Source organism: Sporosarcina sp. Y1009, assembly GCF_057669865.1.
Genome location: NZ_JBYHFO010000004.1, coordinates 75,565 through 98,806, shown reverse-complemented (window position 1 = coordinate 98,806; position 23,242 = coordinate 75,565). Strand labels below are relative to the sequence as shown.

31 protein-coding genes and 1 pseudogene are annotated in these 23,242 nt (G+C 38.6%); 31 read left to right on the top strand and 1 reads right to left on the bottom strand.

Translation table 11 applies throughout. The features are described 5' to 3' along the window. Window positions 1-5 precede the first annotated feature (5 nt). The 10 genes and pseudogenes from AC25Y1_RS06450 (at window position 6) to AC25Y1_RS06405 (ending at window position 6,279) form a co-directional block, all read left to right on the top strand. On the top strand, window positions 6-359 hold the full coding sequence (locus AC25Y1_RS06450) for a YhjD family protein (protein ID WP_488147138.1): 354 nt from the start codon (window positions 6-8) through the stop codon (window positions 357-359). Window positions 360-506: 147 nt separating this feature from the next. Next, a pseudogene (locus AC25Y1_RS06445) lies at window positions 507-1,022 on the top strand (ATPase, T2SS/T4P/T4SS family); the annotation flags it as partial. Then, entirely contained in the window at window positions 997-2,046 is a 1,050-nt protein-coding gene (gene comGB / locus AC25Y1_RS06440; protein WP_488147137.1) for a competence type IV pilus assembly protein ComGB, read from the top strand. The pseudogene AC25Y1_RS06445 and the gene comGB, both read left to right, overlap by 26 nt. A 14-nt stretch (window positions 2,047-2,060) precedes the next feature. Next, the gene (locus AC25Y1_RS06435; RefSeq protein ID WP_488147136.1) at window positions 2,061-2,321 is read left to right on the top strand and encodes a prepilin-type N-terminal cleavage/methylation domain-containing protein; all 261 of its coding nucleotides are present in this window, start codon (window positions 2,061-2,063) and stop codon (window positions 2,319-2,321) included. Further along, the gene (locus AC25Y1_RS06430; protein ID WP_488147135.1) at window positions 2,318-2,539 is read left to right on the top strand and encodes a hypothetical protein; all 222 of its coding nucleotides are present in this window, start codon (window positions 2,318-2,320) and stop codon (window positions 2,537-2,539) included. Before AC25Y1_RS06435 ends, AC25Y1_RS06430 begins: the two co-directional genes overlap by 4 nt. Before the next feature lie 39 nt (window positions 2,540-2,578). Next, window positions 2,579-2,818: a hypothetical protein gene (locus tag AC25Y1_RS06425; RefSeq protein WP_488147134.1), complete on the top strand. Its 240-nt coding sequence runs from the start codon at window positions 2,579-2,581 to the stop codon at window positions 2,816-2,818. 401 nt (window positions 2,819-3,219) lie between these two features. Further along, window positions 3,220-4,200, top strand: coding sequence for a hypothetical protein (locus AC25Y1_RS06420; RefSeq protein WP_488147133.1), 981 nt, complete (start codon window positions 3,220-3,222; stop codon window positions 4,198-4,200). Window positions 4,201-4,404: 204 nt separating this feature from the next. Continuing rightward, on the top strand, window positions 4,405-4,620 hold the full coding sequence (locus AC25Y1_RS06415) for a hypothetical protein (protein ID WP_488147132.1): 216 nt from the start codon (window positions 4,405-4,407) through the stop codon (window positions 4,618-4,620). Beyond that, entirely contained in the window at window positions 4,607-5,158 is a 552-nt protein-coding gene (locus AC25Y1_RS06410) for a hypothetical protein (protein ID WP_488147131.1), read from the top strand. The genes AC25Y1_RS06415 and AC25Y1_RS06410 overlap by 14 nt, the downstream gene beginning before the upstream one ends. Continuing rightward, window positions 5,155-6,279, top strand: a complete 1,125-nt coding sequence (locus tag AC25Y1_RS06405; RefSeq protein ID WP_488147130.1) for a sigma-70 RNA polymerase sigma factor region 4 domain-containing protein — start codon at window positions 5,155-5,157, stop codon at window positions 6,277-6,279. The genes AC25Y1_RS06410 and AC25Y1_RS06405 overlap by 4 nt, the downstream gene beginning before the upstream one ends. On the opposite strand, the gene AC25Y1_RS06400 is transcribed toward AC25Y1_RS06405, so the two are convergent. After that, a complete protein-coding gene (locus tag AC25Y1_RS06400; protein ID WP_488147129.1) occupies window positions 6,268-6,420 on the bottom strand; it encodes a hypothetical protein in 153 nt (50 codons plus the stop codon). The genes AC25Y1_RS06405 and AC25Y1_RS06400 overlap by 12 nt on opposite strands. A gap of 363 nt (window positions 6,421-6,783) precedes the next feature. Between AC25Y1_RS06400 and AC25Y1_RS06395 the strand changes: the two genes are divergently transcribed. From AC25Y1_RS06395 to AC25Y1_RS06295, 21 genes are all read left to right on the top strand, one after another. Beyond that, window positions 6,784-7,503 carry a phage antirepressor KilAC domain-containing protein gene (locus AC25Y1_RS06395; RefSeq protein WP_488147128.1) on the top strand — a complete coding sequence of 240 codons (720 nt, stop codon included), beginning with the start codon at window positions 6,784-6,786 and terminating at the stop codon, window positions 7,501-7,503. A 190-nt stretch (window positions 7,504-7,693) separates the two neighbouring features. Next, entirely contained in the window at window positions 7,694-7,921 is a 228-nt protein-coding gene (locus tag AC25Y1_RS06390; protein ID WP_488147127.1) for a hypothetical protein, read from the top strand. 140 nt (window positions 7,922-8,061) lie between these two features. Further along, window positions 8,062-8,226, top strand: a complete 165-nt coding sequence (locus AC25Y1_RS06385; RefSeq protein ID WP_488147126.1) for a hypothetical protein — start codon at window positions 8,062-8,064, stop codon at window positions 8,224-8,226. Window positions 8,227-8,356: 130 nt separating this feature from the next. Then, on the top strand, window positions 8,357-8,584 hold the full coding sequence (locus AC25Y1_RS06380; RefSeq protein ID WP_488147125.1) for a hypothetical protein: 228 nt from the start codon (window positions 8,357-8,359) through the stop codon (window positions 8,582-8,584). After that, window positions 8,581-8,967: an HNH endonuclease gene (locus tag AC25Y1_RS06375; protein WP_488147124.1), complete on the top strand. Its 387-nt coding sequence runs from the start codon at window positions 8,581-8,583 to the stop codon at window positions 8,965-8,967. Before AC25Y1_RS06380 ends, AC25Y1_RS06375 begins: the two co-directional genes overlap by 4 nt. 22 nt (window positions 8,968-8,989) lie before the next feature. Next, window positions 8,990-9,235 carry a hypothetical protein gene (locus tag AC25Y1_RS06370; protein ID WP_488147123.1) on the top strand — a complete coding sequence of 82 codons (246 nt, stop codon included), beginning with the start codon at window positions 8,990-8,992 and terminating at the stop codon, window positions 9,233-9,235. 396 nt (window positions 9,236-9,631) lie between these two features. Further along, entirely contained in the window at window positions 9,632-10,120 is a 489-nt protein-coding gene (locus AC25Y1_RS06365) for a phage terminase small subunit P27 family (RefSeq protein WP_488147122.1), read from the top strand. A 66-nt stretch (window positions 10,121-10,186) separates the two neighbouring features. Then, on the top strand, window positions 10,187-11,896 hold the full coding sequence (locus tag AC25Y1_RS06360) for a terminase large subunit (RefSeq protein ID WP_488147121.1): 1,710 nt from the start codon (window positions 10,187-10,189) through the stop codon (window positions 11,894-11,896). 17 nt (window positions 11,897-11,913) lie between these two features. Next, the gene (locus tag AC25Y1_RS06355; RefSeq protein ID WP_488147120.1) at window positions 11,914-12,120 is read left to right on the top strand and encodes a hypothetical protein; all 207 of its coding nucleotides are present in this window, start codon (window positions 11,914-11,916) and stop codon (window positions 12,118-12,120) included. Window positions 12,121-12,138: 18 nt separating this feature from the next. Further along, entirely contained in the window at window positions 12,139-13,359 is a 1,221-nt protein-coding gene (locus AC25Y1_RS06350; protein WP_488147119.1) for a phage portal protein, read from the top strand. Then, the gene (locus AC25Y1_RS06345) at window positions 13,359-13,961 is read left to right on the top strand and encodes an HK97 family phage prohead protease (protein ID WP_488147118.1); all 603 of its coding nucleotides are present in this window, start codon (window positions 13,359-13,361) and stop codon (window positions 13,959-13,961) included. Before AC25Y1_RS06350 ends, AC25Y1_RS06345 begins: the two co-directional genes overlap by 1 nt. Window positions 13,962-14,012: 51 nt before the next feature. Beyond that, window positions 14,013-15,212 (top strand): phage major capsid protein, encoded by a 1,200-nt coding sequence (locus tag AC25Y1_RS06340; protein ID WP_488147117.1) that lies wholly within the window; start codon window positions 14,013-14,015, stop codon window positions 15,210-15,212. 63 nt (window positions 15,213-15,275) lie between these two features. Beyond that, the gene (locus AC25Y1_RS06335; RefSeq protein ID WP_488147116.1) at window positions 15,276-15,587 is read left to right on the top strand and encodes a head-tail connector protein; all 312 of its coding nucleotides are present in this window, start codon (window positions 15,276-15,278) and stop codon (window positions 15,585-15,587) included. Beyond that, on the top strand, window positions 15,584-15,913 hold the full coding sequence (locus tag AC25Y1_RS06330; protein WP_488147115.1) for a phage head completion protein: 330 nt from the start codon (window positions 15,584-15,586) through the stop codon (window positions 15,911-15,913). The genes AC25Y1_RS06335 and AC25Y1_RS06330 overlap by 4 nt, the downstream gene beginning before the upstream one ends. Next, window positions 15,910-16,302, top strand: coding sequence for an HK97-gp10 family putative phage morphogenesis protein (locus tag AC25Y1_RS06325; RefSeq protein ID WP_488147114.1), 393 nt, complete (start codon window positions 15,910-15,912; stop codon window positions 16,300-16,302). The genes AC25Y1_RS06330 and AC25Y1_RS06325 overlap by 4 nt, the downstream gene beginning before the upstream one ends. Next, the gene (locus tag AC25Y1_RS06320) at window positions 16,299-16,688 is read left to right on the top strand and encodes a hypothetical protein (protein ID WP_488147113.1); all 390 of its coding nucleotides are present in this window, start codon (window positions 16,299-16,301) and stop codon (window positions 16,686-16,688) included. Before AC25Y1_RS06325 ends, AC25Y1_RS06320 begins: the two co-directional genes overlap by 4 nt. Window positions 16,689-16,762: 74 nt before the next feature. Continuing rightward, the gene (locus AC25Y1_RS06315) at window positions 16,763-17,341 is read left to right on the top strand and encodes a major tail protein (RefSeq protein ID WP_488147112.1); all 579 of its coding nucleotides are present in this window, start codon (window positions 16,763-16,765) and stop codon (window positions 17,339-17,341) included. A gap of 110 nt (window positions 17,342-17,451) precedes the next feature. After that, on the top strand, window positions 17,452-17,802 hold the full coding sequence (gpG, locus tag AC25Y1_RS06310) for a phage tail assembly chaperone G (protein WP_488147111.1): 351 nt from the start codon (window positions 17,452-17,454) through the stop codon (window positions 17,800-17,802). 253 nt (window positions 17,803-18,055) lie between these two features. Continuing rightward, a complete protein-coding gene (locus tag AC25Y1_RS06305) occupies window positions 18,056-21,598 on the top strand; it encodes a phage tail tape measure protein (protein WP_488147110.1) in 3,543 nt (1,180 codons plus the stop codon). A 73-nt stretch (window positions 21,599-21,671) separates the two neighbouring features. Further along, complete coding sequence (locus tag AC25Y1_RS06300; RefSeq protein WP_488147109.1) at window positions 21,672-22,367, top strand: hypothetical protein; 696 nt, start codon at window positions 21,672-21,674, stop codon at window positions 22,365-22,367. Between the two features lie 130 nt (window positions 22,368-22,497). Next, window positions 22,498-23,160, top strand: a complete 663-nt coding sequence (locus AC25Y1_RS06295) for a hypothetical protein (protein WP_488147108.1) — start codon at window positions 22,498-22,500, stop codon at window positions 23,158-23,160. Window positions 23,161-23,242 lie beyond the last annotated feature (82 nt).

Genomic DNA, 23,242 nt, shown 5'->3' with positions numbered 1-23,242 from the left:
TGTAGTTGATTACAAAAGAAGCTTTACCACATTTTTATAATGCGCTTTATTTACCTATGTTAATAATAATTCTTGAAAAAGATTTATCATTAATAGAAGATACTCAACTTAAATTTAAACGGCCATATACAAATATGATTAACCAAGCTATTAAAAGTGCACGATCAGAATTTAAAAAATCTAATATCTATTTAAAAAGAAACAACATGCAGCTGGTCAAGCGTAATAGTAATAAAGAGTATACAGAATTCACATTTATAAGTGGGGCGCATGAAGAATTCAAGAAGTTTTCAAGTGGTCAATTAAAAGAGCGTACTGAAGAAATTATGGCGGAGTATCTGAATAAGTTTGAAATATAGAAAAGAGTGGCTTATCCGTATGAGGATTCGCCACTCTTTTTTGTGTTCCTTCTATAATATGATAGATCTCGAAGATACAATACCTAATCTCCATCGGAAATTTAAATGCGTAGACTTGTCATTATAACTATCCTTATTGTCAACGTACTGGATAGGCATGTGATTACACTGGAAGATCCGGTGGAAAACAATCATTCACATCTACTACAAATTCAAGTTAATGAACAATCAGGCATGACTTATTCATCGGGCTTAAAAGCTATTTTACGACATTCTCCAGATGTCATAATGATTGGCGAAATCAGAGATAGTGAAACTGCAAAAATCGCAGTACAAGCAGCCCTAACAGGACATTTAGTATTCTCAACTGTCCACTCTAAAGATCCAGCAGGTTGTTTCTATCGGATGATGGATTTTGGTGTTTCAGCTGAAGAGTTACGGCAAACAGTCATTTGTATTTCAGCACAGCGACTAATTCGACAGCAGAACGGCAAACGAGGTGTCGTATTTGAAATTGTTGATGGGCAGATGCTCGATGAAATGACTGACACTATTATGAAGGGAGAGCGGATTGTTTTTCCTTCTGAGACAAGAATTACATCAGTTGTAAATAAATATAGTCTTCCGCAACAAATATATGGTGAAAACGAAATACGAAATTAAGAAAAAGATAAAACTGAAAAATCGGCCCGAATTTTTAGCGCGTTTAGCCATCCTTTTAAAAGAAGGTTATACATTTTATGACAGTGTGAATCTTTTGCTTCCACATCATTCAGACGACTACCAAGTTTTACTGGAAAGTATTGAGTCTGATTTTCGTGATGGTGAAACTGTAACTCATATTTTAAGCCGTTTAGAATTTACATCAAGTATTTTACTTCCGGTTGTTATTGCTGAACGAGACGGTCGACTCGCAGACACATTAGCGAGTATGGCAAAGAGATTAGAAAAAATGGAGGAAGCTAAAAAGAAGTTAAAGGCTCTTCTTGCATATCCTGCAGGTTTATTTATCTTCATCTCGATTCTATTATTGGGTTTCCGAAAGTTCTTTTTACCGAACATTGAATTAATGTCCGCATCGAAATCCAATAATGATGGTGGTTTTGTTCAGACTTTACCTACGCTTGTTGCAAAAACACCAGATGTTATTTTAATAATGTTGATTTTGGTTATTTGCATAATCGCTTGCTGTCACCAATTTTATAAGAATCTATCTCCACCGAACAAAATAAAGTTTTTAATTTCCCTTCCATTACTTGGGACATTCTTTACGATGTGGAAAACTAGATTGTTTGCCAGCGAGCTTGGTAGTTTATTGGAATCCGGATTATCAATGCAAGATTCACTTGATGTCTTAATCAATCAAAATTTAGATCCTGTACTCAGCGAAATTTCGAGTGAGATTAAGAATAATGTCATTTACGGTGAGCCATTTGAAAAAGCGGTAATGCTTACAGATGGTTTAACTAAACAATTTACATCATTTGTGGAACACGGTACAAATAGTGGTCATTTACCGAAAGAGCTGATCATATACAGCGAGTATTTAGAGAATCAAATCAATCACTTATTGTCAAAAGGACTCGCTATTCTACAACCAATTTTATTTAGTCTGATCGCAGTTTGTATATTAGCTGCTTATATCGCATTGCTCCTACCAATGTATGGAATGATTGATAAAATTTAAAGGAGGCATTAAAGATGAAAAAAAATAATGATGAGTCAGGTTTTACGCTTATCGAAATGCTAATCGTATTAGCGATTATATCCATTTTGATTCTGATTGCGATTCCGAATGTAACGAAGCAATCAAAAACAATTGATGAAAAAGGTTGTGAGGCTTATGTCAATATGATGCATGTAATAAGCAACCCGTTTACAAAGCCTTGTGCAATCTACCTTTACGATGGCATGACAGTATCATCGAATATGTGTTCTTATAGAAAGGAAGCGAGAATATGATTGATTTACGGCTAAATGTTGAAAATACCATTCAAGTAATAAAGAGAAGTATCGCGTTTGAGGGTACGATGAATCATCCAGATTACAATAGATTTATTTGGCAATTGCAGGGTCTTTACTTTCTCCTGAATGGCGTTGAATCTGTTCAGGAAGAAGTAGATGCCATCGTTGAGTTGATAGATACACTTGGAACATATCAGGCATCTATCACTTCTTAAGCAGAATCTTCTGAAAAGACCTTGACTCCTGGGGATTAAGTGGTTAAGTTACTCTTGTACTTAAAAGAAATCACTCATCCAGGAGGTGTCTTTATGGAAATCATCGCATCTATATTACTTCTACTCATGTTCGCAGCGTTCATACTCGTATTAATAAGTGGGTTGGGGAGCATTGGCGGTTGGATAGTCCTATTTGTTGCTACGGCGCTTCTATACTACGTGTTCAAAGAAGAGATACTTGCATATCATTACAGGGTTATCGAGCGCCACAGGAAGTAGATGGGGCGTGAATGGGCATCCAGTTGTTCGTCTATAGAAAGTCTGGGGCTACGATGTCCATTCAATCCCTCTATTATGAACCTTGTATCTCTAATAGTGTTATTGGATGGAATCGCTAACTTTGCATTCATAAGAGGTAGAATAGTCGGCGGCGCAATATCCCCCTCAGTTTGACCCTTAGTAGTAGAAACCACAGATATTCTCTGCCTGTTATATATAAAGGGTCATATCGAGGGGGATTTGAACTCTTGAGCATCCAAAGGCTACTATTCATACACTTATACGCAGAAAAGTTAAAGTAATGCTTGACTCTGAATATTGAACTGGTTATGTTGTACTCGAAGATTGAATGTGAGGCAGTTGATGGCGCAATTAATCATATACAAATGGAGGTAGTTATGATGGAAAAAGTTACATTGAATCACGAAGAATATTGCAACTTTACTGGATGGAGTCATAATCACGCACTCAAGCAAACACAACAGGCACGACTGGACAAGCTAGAGAATTTGGGAATGCGTGACATCATTACAGCTGGAAGAGGTCAAAAATCAACATATGAATTCAGTATTCCCGCTGGATTCTGGAGAATGCTGATATTGTCGCCAATGCAATACTCAGAGGTCGGCATTGCATACATTAACCATTTGATTGAAAGCAAGTCTTTGCGGAATGGGAAAGATGGCGTTGTCGTTCAATTCAGTACAGAAGTATACAAGGAGCTGGCTGAAAGGTATGGGGTTGAATATGAGGCGGTTAAGACGGTATGTAGACGTATCAAAAAGTTTTTACTCGACCACGAATACATCGCATCAGGCGGCACACAAGCACCTAAAACACACAGAGTACAGATTGATGGTGAATGGATTGAAGGAGAGCGAGCAGTTGACTACGATGTAAAGGCACGCGCAATCTGGATAAACTTCTTTCAAGAAAAGAGGGCTTTATACGCAGAGATTGATCCAACAGCTAAGGAGTTGCCTCTAGTCATATTTGAGGCAGATATGCGGAAACTATATCAGTTTGAAATGGCGCAGATGCTTGGAGTCGATTACTATAGGGTGGCAAAAAAAACAATGGTTACAGACAATATGATTGCAGATATTAACTACGTACAATCAACATTCCGACAAACTAAAGATATGAAAGCGATTCGCGATGAACTAGCAAGCCGTCAGGAACACTACAGGGCTGTTAAGGCACGCAAAGACCGCGAACAGGAGCAACTAGTCGAGTTGAGAAAAGCAGCGGCTCCATCGGTCGAGGAGCAGCGAGAAATCAAAAAACAATTGAAAGAGCTTAAGTTGCAAGAAGAAGCTAATTACTCGCCAATGACTGCGGAACAAATTGAAGAAATGAACCGCATCATCGAAAATATCTAATACATTCCAGGTAGCAGGGAACTACTTGGAAACTATTCTGAAAATAACGCTTGACACCGATAGCCCTAATGGTTAAGTTAGTCATGAACAAAGACACAGCAAGGGGAGGTAGCACCTTCTCATTATTTTTTATTCAATATATTTATTTGTAGATATACTATCCCATATATACTTTATCACACCAAATAAAAGGGGTCAATAATTATGATGGATTATGAAGACGAATACCTATGGCGCTTGGCATATGGCGAACTATTAGCCGATTACCAGAGAGCAATGATTGAAAATGAAAGCTTGGAGTTCGACCTGGCAATTGCCCGCACCAAGAACATGCTGATTGAAAAACAATATCAGGAAATAATGCAATACGTTGATTTCTATACAGATATTAAGGGGGAATATAAAAATGAAGAAAACTGAATTAAGCCATACGATGCAATTAAAATATACAGAGTTCTTTGATTTGCAGATGGATCTACACCGAAAGTTGAGGGGGATGCATGAAAAAGTGGTCGCCGATGGGGTTATGGACGAGGAAGAGTTCTTTCGTGAAGTACTACATCCATTCTTTGTTGAGTTGGAAGAAGATATTGAGGATGTTGAAATCATGCTCTATGAAGCTAGTAACGGCTTTCCGATGAATGACGACAACTCTGTCGTATCAGATACGCAGCTTGAATTGATGGAAATCTTGTACGCGCTGGACCAACGTGTTTACCGCATCGGACAACGCTTCAATGATAACGGTATCATGACAGTCGAGAAATACGACGAGGAAGTGGTTAGACCGCTCATTGATGGCTTCAGGGATGTTGAAAAGGATTTAATCGCAATGGAAGCGGATGCTGCTGAACAATTCGAGAATGCTGTTAAACATTTCTTTCAAGCTGATGAGAATTTACTAGATCAACTTTTCAAGATGTTGCTCGATTCTAAGAAAAAGGATGATGACGAATGACAACTTTACTTCATTATATAGAAGAGTTTCAAAAGGGAAATGATGTTCTGCATGAACTAATTACATATGAGCAAATAAAAGAAATCAACGAAGACGGTGGAACTGACTACGTTACCCGCCTATCGTTTACGGATGCCAAGCTCAATCAACTCTTTACTGAAGCTAAGTCGAAATACTACCTTGTTGATGCATTGGACTTGGAAAGTTGGTTCCTGTCATGCCTAGTCGGTGATAATGGCGGCGGAATCCTCTATCAAGCTGATACATCCTATGATTACAACCAATTGATTGCATGGATAAGTAAACGCCTCGATGGACATATCAAGAACATGCTTGAGAAAGAACGACTATTCAACAACGAAGTCATCCGTGAAGAACATTCCTATATAGAAGACGAAAGCAATTCCCACTATGATGATGCTGCCTATAAAGAATGGCAGGAAATAGAATACAGCGATACATACGGCGCATTCCTTGAAGCTACGGGCGGCTTGGAAACACTTCTTACAGCAAAGCAATACGAAACCTACCTATTCAGTCAAAGCTACACACAAGACGAAGTAGCGACACGACTCAATGTTTCACAGCAAAATGTGAGTCAAACACTGGCGGCGGCAACCAATCGCATTAAGATAGCTTACATGACATTTAAAACCTTTGAAATCATCGCCAATGACAATGCCCATACATATGAAAAGATTCAATCATTCAAAGAAGAATACGAGACGATTATACAATTTGATACAAAAGAATCATTCGATTACTTTGGCTATGTTGTTGACTACTTAAAACGAAACAAGGCAGGTACAGACGGCAACATCAATTACAATCAACTTCAGAAAAATAAAGCAGACTACAATTTTACTATCCTCGATGTACTCACTGATCACATTAAACAGAATGAACATGAACTGTTCCGCAAAGTTCTTAATGCGCTTGTATATGGAAACAACGAGGCACTATTTACTAAGAAGGAAAAGGATAAATTCGTTATGGGTACGTTAAGAGCCTTTCAAACATACGAGAAACTGGTGGCGGCTTCTATTCACGACATGCACGAATCCCTCATCAAGAACGCTAAAGAAGACGAATACAACAACATTTCTTCACTATTTAGCTGATTTATCGACAGAAAAGAGCCAAAAGTCCAAAATAATGCGAATTGGCATTGTATGAATCTGGATATATAAGTAGTGGCGAACAAAACAGTCTGCTTTTAAAAGCAATGCTGTTATAGGTTTGAACGAGACACTGACATTCACTTTCATACTCCTCCAAAGTATATGTGAAATAAAGCCATGCATTTATTCCTCCAAATAAATAGGCATGAAAGACAGCGAAGACAACCAGGGTGAGAGGCTTGGTAAAAAAATAAAAGAAATTTTGAAATAGTCTTGACATGGGGTTCTGAAGTGGTTATGTTAGCACTGAGCAATAGAAGAAGTCAGTAATGGCGGCCATTTATCGCCACTTTTATACGTTTCAACGAGGTCATCATCCACCTCCTAATTTGATAGTGTACGGGTTATGGTTCGCGCCATAGCCCAACTATTTACTATAGGATGATGCTTGGTTGAAGTGTATAAAATCTTATGCACTATCAAATTTAGAAAGAGATGATTATTATGAATGAACTCATCAAAACAACAAACAACGAGAACGGGGAAATAACGGTAAGCGGTCGAGACCTACATGAATTCTTGGAGGTTAAAACTGCATATCATGATTGGTTCCCACGCATGACTGAATATGGATTTACTGAAGGTGTCGATTACGGAAAATTAAGTAAAAAGGTAGACGCTCAAAAAAGAGTACGTACTTATGAACGAATCGACCACGAAATGAAACTGGATATGGCTAAGGAAATTTCAATGATTCAGCGAACGGAAAAAGGGAAGCAAGCCCGACAGTATTTCTTGCATATTGAAAAGATGTGGAACAGCCCAGAAATGATTGTTAAGCGGGCAATGGATATACAGCAGAAGATGATTTTGCAACTAACGGCAACTATCCAAGAGGACAAGCCAAAAGTCCAGGCGTTCAATCAGCTTATGAATACGAATGACTTGATCAAACTTGGAACACTCGCCAAGCATATTGGAATCGGGCCAATCATCATCTTTAAGGAACTACGTGAACTTGGTATTCTGCAAAGTGGCGCGGCAAACAAAAACATTCCTTATCAAACATATATCGACCGAGGCTATTTCAAAGTGCGAACGGTAGTAAGACCGAACAGCAACAAGACGGATCAGGTAACACTTGCAACGCCTAAGGGTGCGGTTTGGATTGCGAAGAAACTGGCGGGCGAGGATATGGCTGCGAAACTAAACATTACAGGCTGAACCCAGATTTGGGGAATGCGACAACAACAAACTTGAAATACATAGAATAAAAGAATTTGAGATTTAATGTATATATTTGTCGATTGCGGTATATAACAAGGCAAGGGACAAACAGAGACGACCTTTCATATATAAGCGGGGCGAGAAATCGCCCTTTGTATACACATAAACAAAATGGGGGCGGGAATCAATGACTGTACTAGCAATAGTAGAATCGCCTAACAGATTAAGAGGCGACATCAGAACATTTGACGTACTCTGGCATGACGAATGGCAAAAAGAAGACGTTTCAACAGGGGTTTATTATAACAAAGGAAAAATAATCTTTGGCGACTATGCTACAGAAACAGTTGAGAAGGTTGTCGGCGATTTATTACTCCCTAAAATTAGGCAGCAGGAAACACAATTATATAAGTAGCTTCTAAATAATAGCGTGTAAGTTAGCGCAGGAGGCGATCCAATATCTGTTTTACTCAAAACTGAATAGCAAGACCAGGGCGGCTAATCTCTCTAGCCGTCTTTTTTTATGTTCACAAATAATATAGGGAAGTGAAAAGAATGTGCAATTGTACAAACAACGAGGAGGTCATGCGGCTCATTGATTTATTAAGAACAGACAACGCAATATTAAATGAGAAGCTAGACAGCCTAATAGAAGAATACGATCATTTGAACAGAAATCTATTTGGACACGAACGAATCGAATACAGAGGGAATTTGTAATGGTGGCAGTCGGAAATACATTAATTACAATCGGCTTAATGCTAATGGGAATTATCGGCATCATATCATTTCTAGGTATTACTTGTTTTCTAATTATGCTATTACGATTTAAATAGGAAGGAGTGGCGGCGTGCATAAACTGACAGCTTTAATCATTATCTTTATCTCATGGAACATAAGCACATTAATACTATTCGGGTTTGTATCGTTCATATTATTCTTACTCTCATTCATAGCAGGAATAACAATTAATTACATAATGGTCGCGGCGGTGGTCACTCTTTTAAAACTACCTATTTTAATCAATGGCATTATCAAGAGTGACAATATAACAAAACTACTAGTTGAATTGAAATGAAGCCACTTAAGAAATGTAACCAACAAAGATGTAGAACCTTAATTGACTACGATACAGACGGTGGCTATTGCAAAATACATAAGAATATTACTGGTCAATTATATAACCGATTCAGAAACGAGACGGACAAAGAATACATAAGATTCTATGACACGAAGGAATGGCGGGCAGTACGTTACCAAGCATTATTAAGGGATTCGTTCCTCTGCCAATCATGTTTGAAAGATAGCTTATACATAGAAGCAACAATTGGAGATCATATCATTCCTACTAAAGTAGACTGGTCGCGGCGACTAGACATTTATAATATCCAATCCTTATGTCATCCTTGTCATAACAGGAAAACAGCAAAAGAGAATAAGGCGGTGCAAGATGATGAATGAAATGTCAAGCGCTTTCAGTAAGATGAGCAGAGGGTTAACCTACTACGCAATGCAAGTAGAAAAACTAGCCCGAGAAACAACGATGACATATGAAGAAGCCAGTAGAAGTATGCAAAGCTTGGCGGCGATAAACCTCATTGAACCATACTGTATTGAAACTAGCATACTATATGCTGATGGAAAGATAATAGCAGAATCCTCTAAATGCAACGAATACAAATTCACAATAAATAAGAATAGCACCATCTTTCTTGATAAAGAAATGTAACTTATATAATAGAAGGAACTCATTATATACAGTTCAGCAGAGAGGTTCTACCTAACAATGAAAACAGATGAAACTAGAACTTCTCTCTTGCATTGTAACGAAATTAGGAAAGTAGAAAACATAAAAAAATCACAAATACGAAAAGATGAAAATCAAATTTAGTCGAAAATAGAAAAGTACAAACATATCCCCCATGTCCAAGAACCCTATAGGTATCACGTTTGTAAGGACGGTGCGAAACTTTCTGTGCAAATATTGCGGTTCACACAACTTTCCGACACTAGATATAGAACATATACAAAGTAATTACACTACATATAGGCTTATCGTTGTAGCATCAACGCCTAGCGGCGAATCGTAGCTAATTGATTCATATTAAGAAGCAGGTGGAAAAGAATGAGTAAAAAACGGAAAATAACGACACCAGAAGTAGCAAGTAAGCTGAAAATATCGAAGGAAGAAATAGCAAGAAGACAAGCCGAGGAAGCAATGCTTGATGATTTTGAGAAGGTTCAGGAAGATCCCCCGCATTGGCTTTCCTATTTAGCAAAGAATGAATGGCGGCGTATCAATCCGCTTATTAAGCAGTTGCCTATCGCCAGTTTGGATTTAACAATGCTTGCATCGTATTGCCAATTGTATGCACATATGCGGCAATTGAATCTGGACTTGCAAAAGAATGGTCAGATACTTATTGAGAAGGACGAAGACGGAAATGAAACATCTAGGCGTTTGAATCCATCCTTTAATGCTTACTTAAAAGTACAGGGTGAACTCAGGGCGGTATGCGGTCAGCTTGGATTAACAGTTAATTCACGTCTCCAGATAGTAGTTCCTACTGAAAAAGAACTTGAGGATCCAATTATGAAGCTATTGAAAGGTTAATTACATAGAACAATTAGGTGTCCACTTATGGACGCTTTTTTTATTGCATGAAATTGGGGTGAGGAGTTGATTGATTACGCGACTAGGTACGCGGAGGATGTGGCGGCGGGAAAAATACTCGCATCTAATTTGGTCACATTACAAGCAAAGAAGCACCTAGAAGAAATAAAAGGATTAGACGGTTACATATGGGATTTTGCTGAGGCAAATAGAGCCATCCAATTTATAGAATTGTTGCCCGACATATCCACGGGCGAACCGTTACGATTAGCCAGCTTTCAAAAATTCATAGTCGGTTCATTATTTGGTTGGCTGCATGAAAGCGGAGAACGTAGACGATATAAGAAAGCATACATAAGTATGGCAAGAAAGAACGGGAAATCTGCTCTTATAAGTGGAATCGCAATTTATGAATTATTGGGCGGTAAGTATCCCGCGTATAACAGACAGATTTATTGTACGGCAACAAATAGACAACAGGCATCAATCGTTTACAACATGGTCGTTCAACAGATGGATAAATTAATGAGTCAATCGAAAGCAGTTAGGCAGTCGGTGCGAAAAGTTCGTACTGAATTGAATCACATTCCATCATATTCAATCTTAAAAGCGCTTAGTAAAGACACATCTAGTCTTGACGGGTTGAACTCAACGCTCGGCATCTTAGATGAGTATGCGGCATCGAATGATAACTCGATGATGGAGATATTGGAATCTGGAGCGATTCAACAACCAAATAAATTAACAGTAATTATTTCTACAGCTGGCTTCAATCTTAATGGGCCGATGTATCAGGAATATGGTTACATTCAAAAGATATTGAACGGTGAAGAAGACAATGATACTTACTTTACATTTGTAGCGGAACAGGATGACGAGAAAGAAGTTCACGATATAGATATGTGGATTAAATCGAATCCTCTTCTTGAAATTGAAAGCCTACGCGAGATTATGATAGAAAACTTGACCGATAAACTAACAGAGGCAATTGCGAAGAACGAAATCCACGACACGCTCGTTAAGAACTTTAATCTATGGCAATCCGCGAGCGAAGACAGTTACATTAAAGCATCTGATTGGGAAGCTTGTGCGGTTGATGAAAAGTTTGATATTCGAGGGCGTGACGTTTACATAGGAATTGACTTGGCGCGAGTAGACGATCTGGCAGCATTAGGATTTATTTTTCCAACGGAGGACAAAAAGCTATTCGTAGATGCTCATGTATTCGTCGCTACTAAAGGCGGGCTAGAGAAGAAAATACAGCGGGACAAGATAGATTATGAATTACTTGAAAAAGAAAGATTCGCAACTATTACGAACTTACAGAGCGGAATTATTAACTATAGCCAGATTATCAAGCATCTTGTAACGACTATCGAAGAAAATAATCTAAATGTAAAGGGAGTTATGTACGATGATTGGGGAGCTGATCTATTCTTGGCAGAGTTTGAAAAGAAACACGGAGATATGCAGCTACCATTTATTGAAGTTCCTCAGAACTATAAAAGCATGTCGGAGCCGTTGAAGCGGTTCAGGCTTGAAGTATACGAACAGGACATCATCCATAACAATAATCCCAACATTAATATTGCTATTAACAACGCAATTGTTCGCTATGACAACAACGCGAATATTTTGCTGGACAAGAAAAAGAACAGGGAAAAGATAGATCCGATCATCGCCATAATTACAGCGTTCACTCAAGCGATGTACTACGAGTTTGACAATACGATTAATGTTGAAAAATATATCCTTAGTGAAGATTTTGGATTCTAAATTAAAGAGGTGGAAAAGTGAATATCAATGTACTAACAGACCTGGCGAAATTGATGGGTCTATTTTTATTGGCAAATTTAAGCGGCATTTTATTTATGTGCGGTCTAGGATTCATTGTCTTTGCAGTGTTCTTGTTTTCTACAATTGCAGGATTCTTTGCAGTAGGTGCAGCGCTAATCATCGTTGCCTTAATCCTAAGTAATGAGCAGAAACAGGCAAATTAAGGAGGTGAAAACAAGCATATGGGTTTATTCATTAAGCGGGAAACGCGTAGCTTTACACAAGATGAGCAAGAGGCGTTAGTCATGATGTTACCTGGCTTTACAGGATTAGGTGCTACATACACAAACGCATCTAGTTTGGAGAATGGCGATATTTGGTCGGCTGTTCAAATGATTGCATCTGATATTGCAAGTCTTCATATTCAGCGACATTTTAGTGGCGCACGTGATCCAAAAGATAAGCTAACAAAGTTATTCAACATTCGACCGAATCCTTTCTATAGTGGCTATCAACTCAAGTTCATTCTGGTTGCCAATGCCTTACTAAATGGCGAGTCCTTTGTTGAAGTTGTACGAAATAAGAACGGCGATATTAAAGCACTTTATCACGTTAAGAACAGTGATGTTAAGTATGAACAAATTGGTCTTCAGCTGATTTATAGTATCCGCGTAAAAGATAACAAGTTTAGAAAAGTGACGGCGGGCGATGTATTACATTTCAAGTTCTTTTCTATGGATGGCATCAAAGGTATTAGTCCATTAACAGCATTAAAGGAAGACATCAGTACACAACGGGATTCTAAACGCTTTCTTAATAACTTCTTTAAGAATGGAACGCAGAACGGCGGCATCCTCACAGTAAAAGGCGCTACTCTATCCAAAGAAGCGCGGGAAAAGCTGCGCGAGGAATGGCAGAAAGCAAATGCTGGTTCAGATCAGGCGCACAAAACACTTGTATTAGATGAAACGATGGATTACAGCCCGATTGAAATTGATACAGAGGTTCTAAAGCTAATTAATACGTCTAATCACAGTTCCGTACAGGTTGCAAAAGTATTTGGCATCCCTCGCCATCGGTTCGGCTTGGAAACAGCAAATATGAATACAGAAGCCATGTCAATGGACTATCTCATCAATACGTTAACAAGTTATCTGGAATCCATTATCAGTGAAATTTCATTCAAGTTAATTGATGAGGACGAGCTTGAGCGCGTTGAATATCAATTCGATACGGATAGTTACAACATGATTGACTCAGAAACTAAGGTTAAAAATGTTAAATCAAAACTAGATTCAGGAATCATTAGCTTAAATGAAGCTAGGGAAGAGTTCGGCAAAGCAAAGAAAGATGATGAAATGTTTGATAAGCATTTTGTTTCATTAAATTTTACTACCACTGATCAGATTGAAGAGTACCAGATGGCGCGAGCCTCAAAAGCCTCTAAAGGAGGTGATCTATGATGACGAAAGAGATTCGACATATTAATTCTGTTGAACTACGAACAGATAAAGAGTTCGACATGAGAATAGAGGGTTACGCCCTCAAGTTCGGCACTTGGAGCCAAGATTTAGGCGGTTTTATCGAATCTATCGACAAGCGAGCAATGGAAGGCGCTGACACATCCGAATGTATGGCGTTAATCGACCATGATACATCAAAAATTCTAGGACGGGTCGGCGGTGAAACCTTAAAGCTCGAAGTAGATGATATTGGATTGAAATTCAGATGTGAATTGCCTAATACTACATATGCAAGAGATTTATACGAGAACATCAAGGTCGGAAACATTAGTCAATGCTCGTTCGGCTTTCTGTTGAATGAAGGTGGCGATGATGTTCAGTTTGACGAAGAAAGGTCTATTTATAAGCGCACGCTGACATCTTTTAGAAAACTAACTGATATTACGTTGACATCTACGCCCGCATACAGGGATACGGATGTTGCTATCGCCTTAAGAAGTATCGAGGGGCATAAAGGCGCGATAGACCAAGCAGAACAGCGTACTCAGGACATTGAGAAATTACAAATTGAATTAGCATTACTCAAGATGATTTACGGATAACCGTAGGTCATTTTTTTATTGCAAAAAAACAGCAAAAGGAGACTAAAGAAAATGGACTTATTAGCAAAAAAGATTGAGCTGGAAGAAAAGCGTTCTTTATTCGCTGAAAAGCGCGAAGAAGCAGAGGCCGCTCTTGAAAAAGACGACCTGGAAGGTGCAAGAGCGCTAAAGGACGAGCTAGACGAAATCAAAGCAGCAATTGATGGATTAGTTACAAAGGTTGCTGAGTTAGAAGCGGCTGAAGCTGAAAAAGACGAAGACGAGGAAGAAAAAACTGACAAAGAAAAGGAAGATGCAGACATGGAAGAAACACGTATTATTACAGGCGAAGAAGTAAGCGAGGAACGTAAGGCGTTTGAAAAATTTATCGAAACACGTGCAATTGACGGTGACAACCTTAAAACAGATTCTGGATTTGTTGTAGTTCCAGATGAAGTAGTTAACGAGATTTATAAGATTCAAGCAGCGGAATTTAACCTAGACAAATATGTAAACGTGAAAAAAGTTGCTAACGGTTCTGGTAAGTATCCAGTTATTCGTGCTGGCTCATTTGAAGGATTGCCAACAGTTGAAGAGTTAGAAGATAATCCAAAACTAGCAGTTAGTCCTTATTTTGAATTACGCTACGAGATCAAAACTCACAGAGGTTTTTTCCGTGTATCTCAGGAGTTGGTTGAAGATGCAAAAGTAAACGTATTTGCTGAGTTGAGTGAGTATATCGGAAAACTGATTGCTGCTACACGTAACAAGGCAATTGTTAATGCGATTGAGAGCGGTACACAAGGCGAAGGTGGCGGGAACGTTAAATTTAAGAATGTGAACGCGGGCAATCTTGATGAAATCAAAGACGTGCTTAATCTTCAGGTATCCCCGAATTATACGAACAAAGTTGCTCTAATGAACCAATCTGCTTATAACGAGCTAGACAAATTGAAAGACGGTGCGGGTAACTACCTTCTACAGAATTCAATTACAGCTCCATCTGGGAAACAATTGTTCGGTACTCCGATTGATGTTGTAAGCGACCAATTACTGAAATCAAAAGCAGGCAGACATCCAATCATTGTTGGTGACTTGAAATCTGCAATTACATTGTTCGAGCGTAGCGAATATCAAGCTCAATGGACTGATTATATGGCATTTGGTACTGGTATCATGGCTTCTGTTCGCCAAGACGTTCGTATTGCTGATAAAGATGCGGCTGTTGTTGTTTATTTCAAGCCTGAGGAGCCAGCTGTTCCAGCTGAATAACTACATACTAGGGGGTTGCTAATTGGCAACTCCTTTCATTATCCCTGAAAGGAGAGGGAGCTGATGCTAGATATAAACCTAATTAAGAAACATTTGAGATTAAATCATGATTTGGAGAATGATTTGATTGAGTTTTACATGGATTGGGCGGCGCAGACTGTATTAGATGCAGTATCAACATCCTCAGAAATTGACGAGGACTACATACGAGGAAACATTCAATTTGTTAAAGCTGCTACAATGCTGACGACTTTCTTCTATGAAAATAGGTTGGCAATCAGTGATATTCGTCTTTCCGAGGCTCCTTATAGTGTTTTGCATTCAATTCAAGCATTGCGCGGGGATCCCAAGATTCATATGGAGGCTGATGAATGATGCGCTATGATTTTTCAAAACTAAAGCATCCAGTTGCCTTCTTTGAAATGAAAACGGTATCTGAGAACGGTATGCCAGGAAAACCGAAACTAATTAAGTTCTTTGAGTGTTTTGCAGCGATTGATACGGTATGGATGCGGGATTATCAGACGGCGGTACAGAATAATACGCAGCATGAAATAAAAGTTATTATTCGTGAGTACCCTGGGATTGATAACAAGATGCAACTTGAATTTAACGGTATTATGCACAAGGTTAAAAGTGTAATGCCAGATTATCAAGATGGTCGCTTTACCGTTGTTATGGCGGAGGCGATTCTACCATGAGTGTTAAAATCGAGGGCGTAGAGGAGCTAATTCAAAGCCTTGCAAAGACCGAGGCAGATATGCGAAAGGCAACGCTTAAGGCTAACACTGCTGGCGCTAAGGTAGTCCAGGCAGAACTAGAAAGAACAGTTCCCTGGTCGCGTATGTTTGGATCAAAACTGCCATTTGCAAAGGATAGCGTATCCATTTCCAATAATAGAACGGATTCAGGTACAGGCGAGTCATATGTCGCTGTCGGGTTCTCTAAAGCGGTATCTTATCGAGTTCACTGGATTGAGTTCGGAACGATTTCTCAAGGTGCATCAGCGTTCATGACTAAAGCTGTTAAGACCACGGCTAAGGACGTAGAAAAAGCGATGTTAGCTGAAGTTCAGGCGGTGTTCAAATGAGCGAAGAACTTTACACAAGAGACATCGGCGCTGAAATCTACCAATTGATTACGAATGACATTGAACTTATACAGCTAGTTCCGAAAAGTCACGTATTCCAGTATCACGTTCCCGAGGAATTCCAAGCAAAGAGTCCAATCGTTCGTATTACAGTATTAGGTATGACACCAACAGAATACGCAGACGATAAGCAACTAGCCTGGGATTACACTGTTCAAATTGATTGCTGGGCTGAAGAAAGCCCGTTTTACATAGCACAAAATATCAATCGGCTTATGAAACGTATCAACTTTAAGCAATCAACGCCAATATTTGAATACGATCCCGATACTGAAATGGTACGAGACGGGCGTAGATATGACGGCAAAATCTTAATTAATGAATAGGAAGCGACTTACAACTATGTAGGTCGTTTTTTCTATGCCAAAAAACAATACAAATTAGAAGGAGACTAATAACAATGACAACGAAATACTCATCTAAAGTAGGTATCTCAGGATTTTACTATGCAAAATTGATTACAGATGACAAGGACGGGACTACATATAGCGAGCCTGTTCACGTACCATTCGCTCAATCTGTCGGGATTGAAACAGAACAGGAGATCATCAAGGCATACGGTGACGATTCAGTTGCGGAAATGGCTACATCAACAGGTATTACAACATTAACTATGGGCTTTCACGCATTGCCTTTATCGGTTAAACAGGACTTACTAGGTCTTGAAGAAGAAGACGGACTTACTATCCAGAAATCACAAGTTGTAGCGCCATATGTTGCGGTTGCGCTTCAGCAAAACAAAGCGAACGGAGATTCTGAACTGGTTGGACTTACTAAAGGAATGTTCAAACTACCTGGCACAGAAGGACAAACAAAAGAGGATTCTATTGAGTTTGGTTCTGATGAAATCGAGGGAGAGTTCTCGTCTCGTCAATCTGATGATATTACACAAATTCTTGCAGAGGTTGAAAAAGGTGACGAGGAAGGCGTTAAAGAAAAGTTCATGCAAAAACTATTCAAAACTACAGTGGGTCTTTGACTCAGAACTAGAAGAAGAGTAATGTGCGGGGGCTATTTGTAGCCCTCTTTTTTAATGAATTCAGCTGAGTACATTAACGATAAAAAGAGATATAGAGGAGATTAATCGAAATGACAAATAAAACAATCACATTAGTAACAGGAATTGATGAAAAAAAGCAGGAGCTAATTACCATAGATTATGCCTATCCAATATTCGTAAAGGGGTCGCTCATAAAGAAAGCCATTGACCTTGGCGTGAAAATGCAAGAGGCGGGCGACAAAGGCATTGATAGCGGCGTTATTGATGAACTAGCTAATTTTGCATCTGAATTATACGGAAAGCAGTTCACTAAAGACGAATTTATTGATGGAACGGATGCAAGCGAACTAATCAGTCGAATGGTTAGTATTCTTTCGTCAGTAATGAGCGGCGACGAGGGAAACGCAAAGCCAAAGCTTACAGGGGTGAAGAAGCCCTAACAGAAACTGATTACACATGGAAAGCACAAAAGAAATCATTTGATTCCTTAGTAAAATATCTGCTGGATAGTGGATATAAAATGCATGAAATCTATGAAGCAGACTTGTTTTATTTGATGCAAGTATTGAACAAAGAAACTGAAGAAGAGAAGGAAGAAATAGGGCGTTCATTATTTAGCGCCTTTGGAAAGTAACGCTACTCATTGAGTGGCTTTTTTATTTTTATCAACTACTGAAAGGAGGAAGTTGATAGATGAGTTCACCAATAGGAAATTTAATTATTAAGGTAGATTTGGATTCAAGCGGAGTAAATAAGTCGATGACGGGATTAACTAGACAAATTAAATCTGTTAATACCGAGATGCGGGCGAATCTTTCACAATTTGACCGCGCTGATACCTCTACCAAGAAATATGGAACACTAATTGACGGCTTGACTAAGCGACATCTGTTACAAGAAAAAGCTGTTGAAACATCCCGTAAAGAACATGCGAAAATGGTTGAACAATATGGCGAAAACTCGGCCAAGGCAGAAGCGGCGGCACAAAAAGTAAACGAAAACATCGCCAAGTACCAAGAAACTGGCAGAGAACTAAGCAAGGTTAAAGACGAATTCAAGGCATTTGAAAAACAGCAAGCATTACATAATAGCGCTTGGTATAAATCTGGTGAAGCGATGACTAAGTTTGGCAACAAACTAAAAGATGCTGGCGGAAAAATGAAAGATGCTGGGAAAAAGCTATCGACAAATGTAACAGCACCATTAGCTTTATTGGGTGGAGGTGCTATTAAAGCAAGTATTGATTTTGAATCAGCATTCGCTGGCGTAAAAAAGACGGTCGATACTTCAGAAGAAGGCTTTAAAATACTTGAAATAGGTATCCGTGACATGGCTAAAGAATTGCCCACTTCAGCGGCAAATATTGCTGAGGTAGCTGAAGCGGCGGGACAGCTTGGCATTAAAGAGGGCAATATCCTAGACTTTACACGAACCATGATTGATATGGGCGAATCAACAAACATGTCAGCTGATGATGCAGCGACAGCCTTTGCCCAATTCGCCAACGTTATTGGTATGTCACAAAAGGACTTTTCACGTTTGGGATCCAGCGTAGTTGGTCTTGGTAACAATATGGCGACAACTGAGAAAGATATTGTTGATATGGGGCAAAGGTTAGCGGGAATCGGTAAACAGGTAGGTATGTCGGAATCTGACATTATGGCACTTGCAGCTTCAATGTCTTCACTTGGAATATCTAGCCAAGCGGGCGGAACTGCGATGACAACGGTGATGAAAAAGATTCAGAACGCAGTTGGTAAAGGTGGCAAGGATCTTAAAAAGTTCGCCAAAGCGGCGGGCATGAGTTCCAAAGATTTTGCAGATGCCTTTAAGAAGGATCCGATTAAGGCACTTGATGCATTTGTTAAAGGATTAAGTAAATCGGGAGATTCGGGCGAAAACCTAAACGGCATTCTTGATGATTTAGGAATTAAAGGTATTAATGAAACAGATACATTGTTGCGTATGGCAGGAGCTTCAGAGTTATTAAGTGAAGCAGTTGATATTTCATCCGAGGCATGGGAAAACAATACAGCATTAGCTGAAGAAGCGCAACAACGATATGATACAACAGCCTCTAAGCTAGAGATATTTAAGAATAAAATTATGGATTTAGCCATTACAATTGGTGACATATTGGTTCCATTCCTTATGGATGTTGTTGATGCAATAACGCCTTGGGTTGAGAAGTTCGCTGAAATGGATGAGGGTACACAAAAAGTCATTCTTGCAATTGCTGGTATAGTCGCAGCTATCGGGCCATTGCTAGTTATCGGCGGAACCTTAGTTAGTGCACTTGGTGCGATATTAACAGCATTTGGTACAGTATCAGGAGCTATTGCGGTTGTAACAACAGGAGCAGCGGCAGCCACGCCAGCCATTGGTGCATTAGCTGGTATCTTTACAGTATTAACTGGACCAATAGGATTAGCGATTCTTGGTGCTGGAGCCTTGGCTGCTGGAATCTACGCGGTTAGTAAGGCGCAAAAAGATACGCTTCAGGATACAGTTGACTCAATCAGTGCGCGCAAAGATGAGATTGATGAAACAGACAAACTAATAAATAGATTTGATGAATTGAAACACAAAAATAAGCTTTCCACGGATGAAGTATTACGTTACATGGATACGATGGGCAAGTTGAAAAATGCGAAGTCAGACGAAGAAATCAAGAAAATAACAGATGAGCAGGATGCACTACTTAAGAAATCTGGACTTACTAATGATGAAATGAACGAGTTCTTAGAAATTAACGATAAAATTGTAAAGAAATCCCCAGAAACGGTATCGGCTATTTCAGAACAAGGTAACGCATACGCTGAGAACACTGACAAATTAAAAGAACTAAATAAAATCGAACGCGATATGTTGACCATTGAAACATATGAAGCAATCACTAAGGAAATGGATAGGCATAATAAAAACCTAGACAAACGTGTATCCCTATCGGCAGATATTCGTAAAGCTACTAAAGATCAAGATAGAATAAATCAGGATGTTATTAAAAGTAATGAGAACATTATGGACGCAAAGCTTGAAATAAAGCGTTTAGAAAAAGAAGGTATAACTGCATCAGAAGAAAGAAAAGAAAAGATTATGGAAGAACTTCATGTTTTGGATGAGGTTGTTGCTACAGAAATGAGAACTAAAGATGAGTTGAAAGAACAAGAGAGAACCTTGGTTAAGAAGCTAGAGAAGAACAAAGCCAACCTAGAGGAGACTAATAAGGAGTTGGCGGCGTTTGACGAGCTAACTGAAGAATACGCTCAAATGGTTCTTTATGAACAGGGTATCAACTCAGAAAAAGGCAAGTCAATCGACGCAATCAAAAAGGAACAAGATGAAATTGATAAATCGAGACAAGCCTTGGAAAAGAAAAACAAAGAGCAAAAACTTGGTCCAGGTATTTATGACGAAGAAAATAGAAAGATTAATGAACAACAAAATAAGCTTAATAAAGCTAAGGACACACTTGGACAGATGAATAGCCTTGCAGAAAAAAGAATTTATAAAGGCGTTGAAATTAAGACTAGCCCGTCGGTTGCTAGTCTAAACAAAAACTTGGGCGCGCCAGTATCGAAGACGGTTAATATCCGCACAACTGGCGAGGCTAGTAGGTTGGCGTCGTATGCTAGGGGTACTAACTTTCACCCAGGGGGTGCTGCTATTGTTGGTGATAGATTTGGAAGGGAATTAATCACATTACCTAGCGGATTATCCTTTCTTTCTCCTGATACAGATACACTCATCCCTGATATGCCTAGAGGTACTAAGGTATTGCCGAATAGGCAGACGGAGAAATTACTATCTCGGGTTCCTTATTATGCGAAAGGGATTGGCTGGGGCGACCTTGGAAAATTGAAAAGGTTTACTAGTCCAACAGATCCAAAACGCCGTTCAGACTCCATGAAACTACTGGCGTTAACGGGTAAGATGTTAGGGGTTAATGGCGGGCGAAGAAGTTCCCCATTATCAAATGCTAAGAAGGGCAATGACGAAGTAACTTACTTGAGAGAAAATGTTGAGATGTTAACGAGTTTAGTCGCTCAGTTAGTTAAATCAGATAGTGAAAGAAAACCTGTTCAATATACTATCCCTATTTACTTGGATAGCGATAAAGTGGGCGAGGGTGTATCTGAAAGAATTGACGATGTTCATTCATCCAGCATTGATTTAAAAATGTTGATGGCTGGCTACAAACAAACGGGTCGTAGGTCAAATTACGATACAAAATAATATTGAATTAAAGATATTAAAGGAATCCCCTCTTTTTTAGCGAATTATAGGTGATAGGGGAGGAGATTAATAAATGAATGAAAACATCAATGAATCATATAAAAGCCTCGCATTAACAATGGCTGCAGATTCATATCCAGTACTTGAAGACATCAAATATTTTCGAGAGTATAATGTTTATATCGAAAATAGCTTAGGGAATATCATATCAAATGTAGGTGACATGCAGAAACCTAAGAATGGAGAGCCTAAACTACTTGATTTAAAGATATTACAACAGCTATCGGAAGAGAGAAAGTACGGTGCATTTAGGAATATCATGAGGATTTCACTTTTGACTGCACTTTGCGCTTTTATTGAAAATGTTGTTAAAACAGCTTGTTTGATAAAAGGTAGAAAAGATAGGTATAACACACATAACAATCAAGTAAAAGCAGGCAATGCAGCAGATAAAAGCATCGTTGGAATCGCGAAAGATTTTCTATATCACGATGGTTTTGATGAAATAAACAACCTATCAGGTTGGAATTATATAGGTGACATGATGAGGATTAGGAATTGTTTTGTTCATACTGGCGGTCAAGCAAGTCTATCTGTCCAAAAAAGCTCTGGTTCTTATGATTTTAAAATTGAAGACGGTGAAATTATTTTGGGGGATGATTTTATTGAAAATTTTATTACATTAATCGAAGAGTTTTCAGTCAAATTTGCTAAAATAGTTTATCCTGATGAAGGCTTTTTGACTAAAATATTTAATAATAAAACATAACTATTTCTTAAGATAAATGAACAAGTGGGGTCGCTTAGTGCGACTCTTTTTAAATAGTATGAAATTTTTCCTAGTTCCTAAGGGCAACTCTGCTATAATAGATTTATTATATGGCAGAGGGGTTAGCGCTATGGAAAATTCAATTGGTTGGATAGAGATTATATCGCTTATAGCGGGAATCGCATCGATCGTAATCGGAGTATTAGCCATTTGGCTCTCTATTACTTTTTATAGAATGTCAGTCAATTCATCTAATGAAGTAAAAGAATCGTCGAATAAAATTAATAATAATGTTGAAAAGTTAGAGAAAATGTTTAACACAATGTACGCAGATACTTTTGGTATGGTAAAAGAAACAGTTAGTCATATGCGCGAACAAGTAGACAGAAAATCGAATGGGGTAGATATGTCTGAAGAAATAAATAGTAAAATAAGTAGCGCAATCTCTGACCATTTAGTAGATTTGCCCACAGAAAATCTTTCTAAAACTGAGGTGAAAGATTTAGTGTTGGATCTTCTGAAGGAATCGAAAGAAATTGAAGCCAATGTTAGAGAGCAAACGATGAAAGATAAAGTTATAAAGATATTGAGCGAAGAAGGCGGGAAGTCTTTTAGCTATTTAGAAGAGAAAGTTATAGGGAAAAATCCTAGCTTAGATTTATTTAGTGTGTTTTTTGACACTATATATAATATGAAACGAAAAGGTTTTGTTGATGCTGAATTTTTTCATGATCCAACTGAGGGGATGTCTGTAAGTACTGAATCACCAATTACATTGCTTAAGAGAGAATAGACACAAAATAAAAGTTTAAATTAAATATGAACAAACCAGAGGGTCACATAAATGTGGCTCTTTTTTCTTTGCAAGAAAGGAG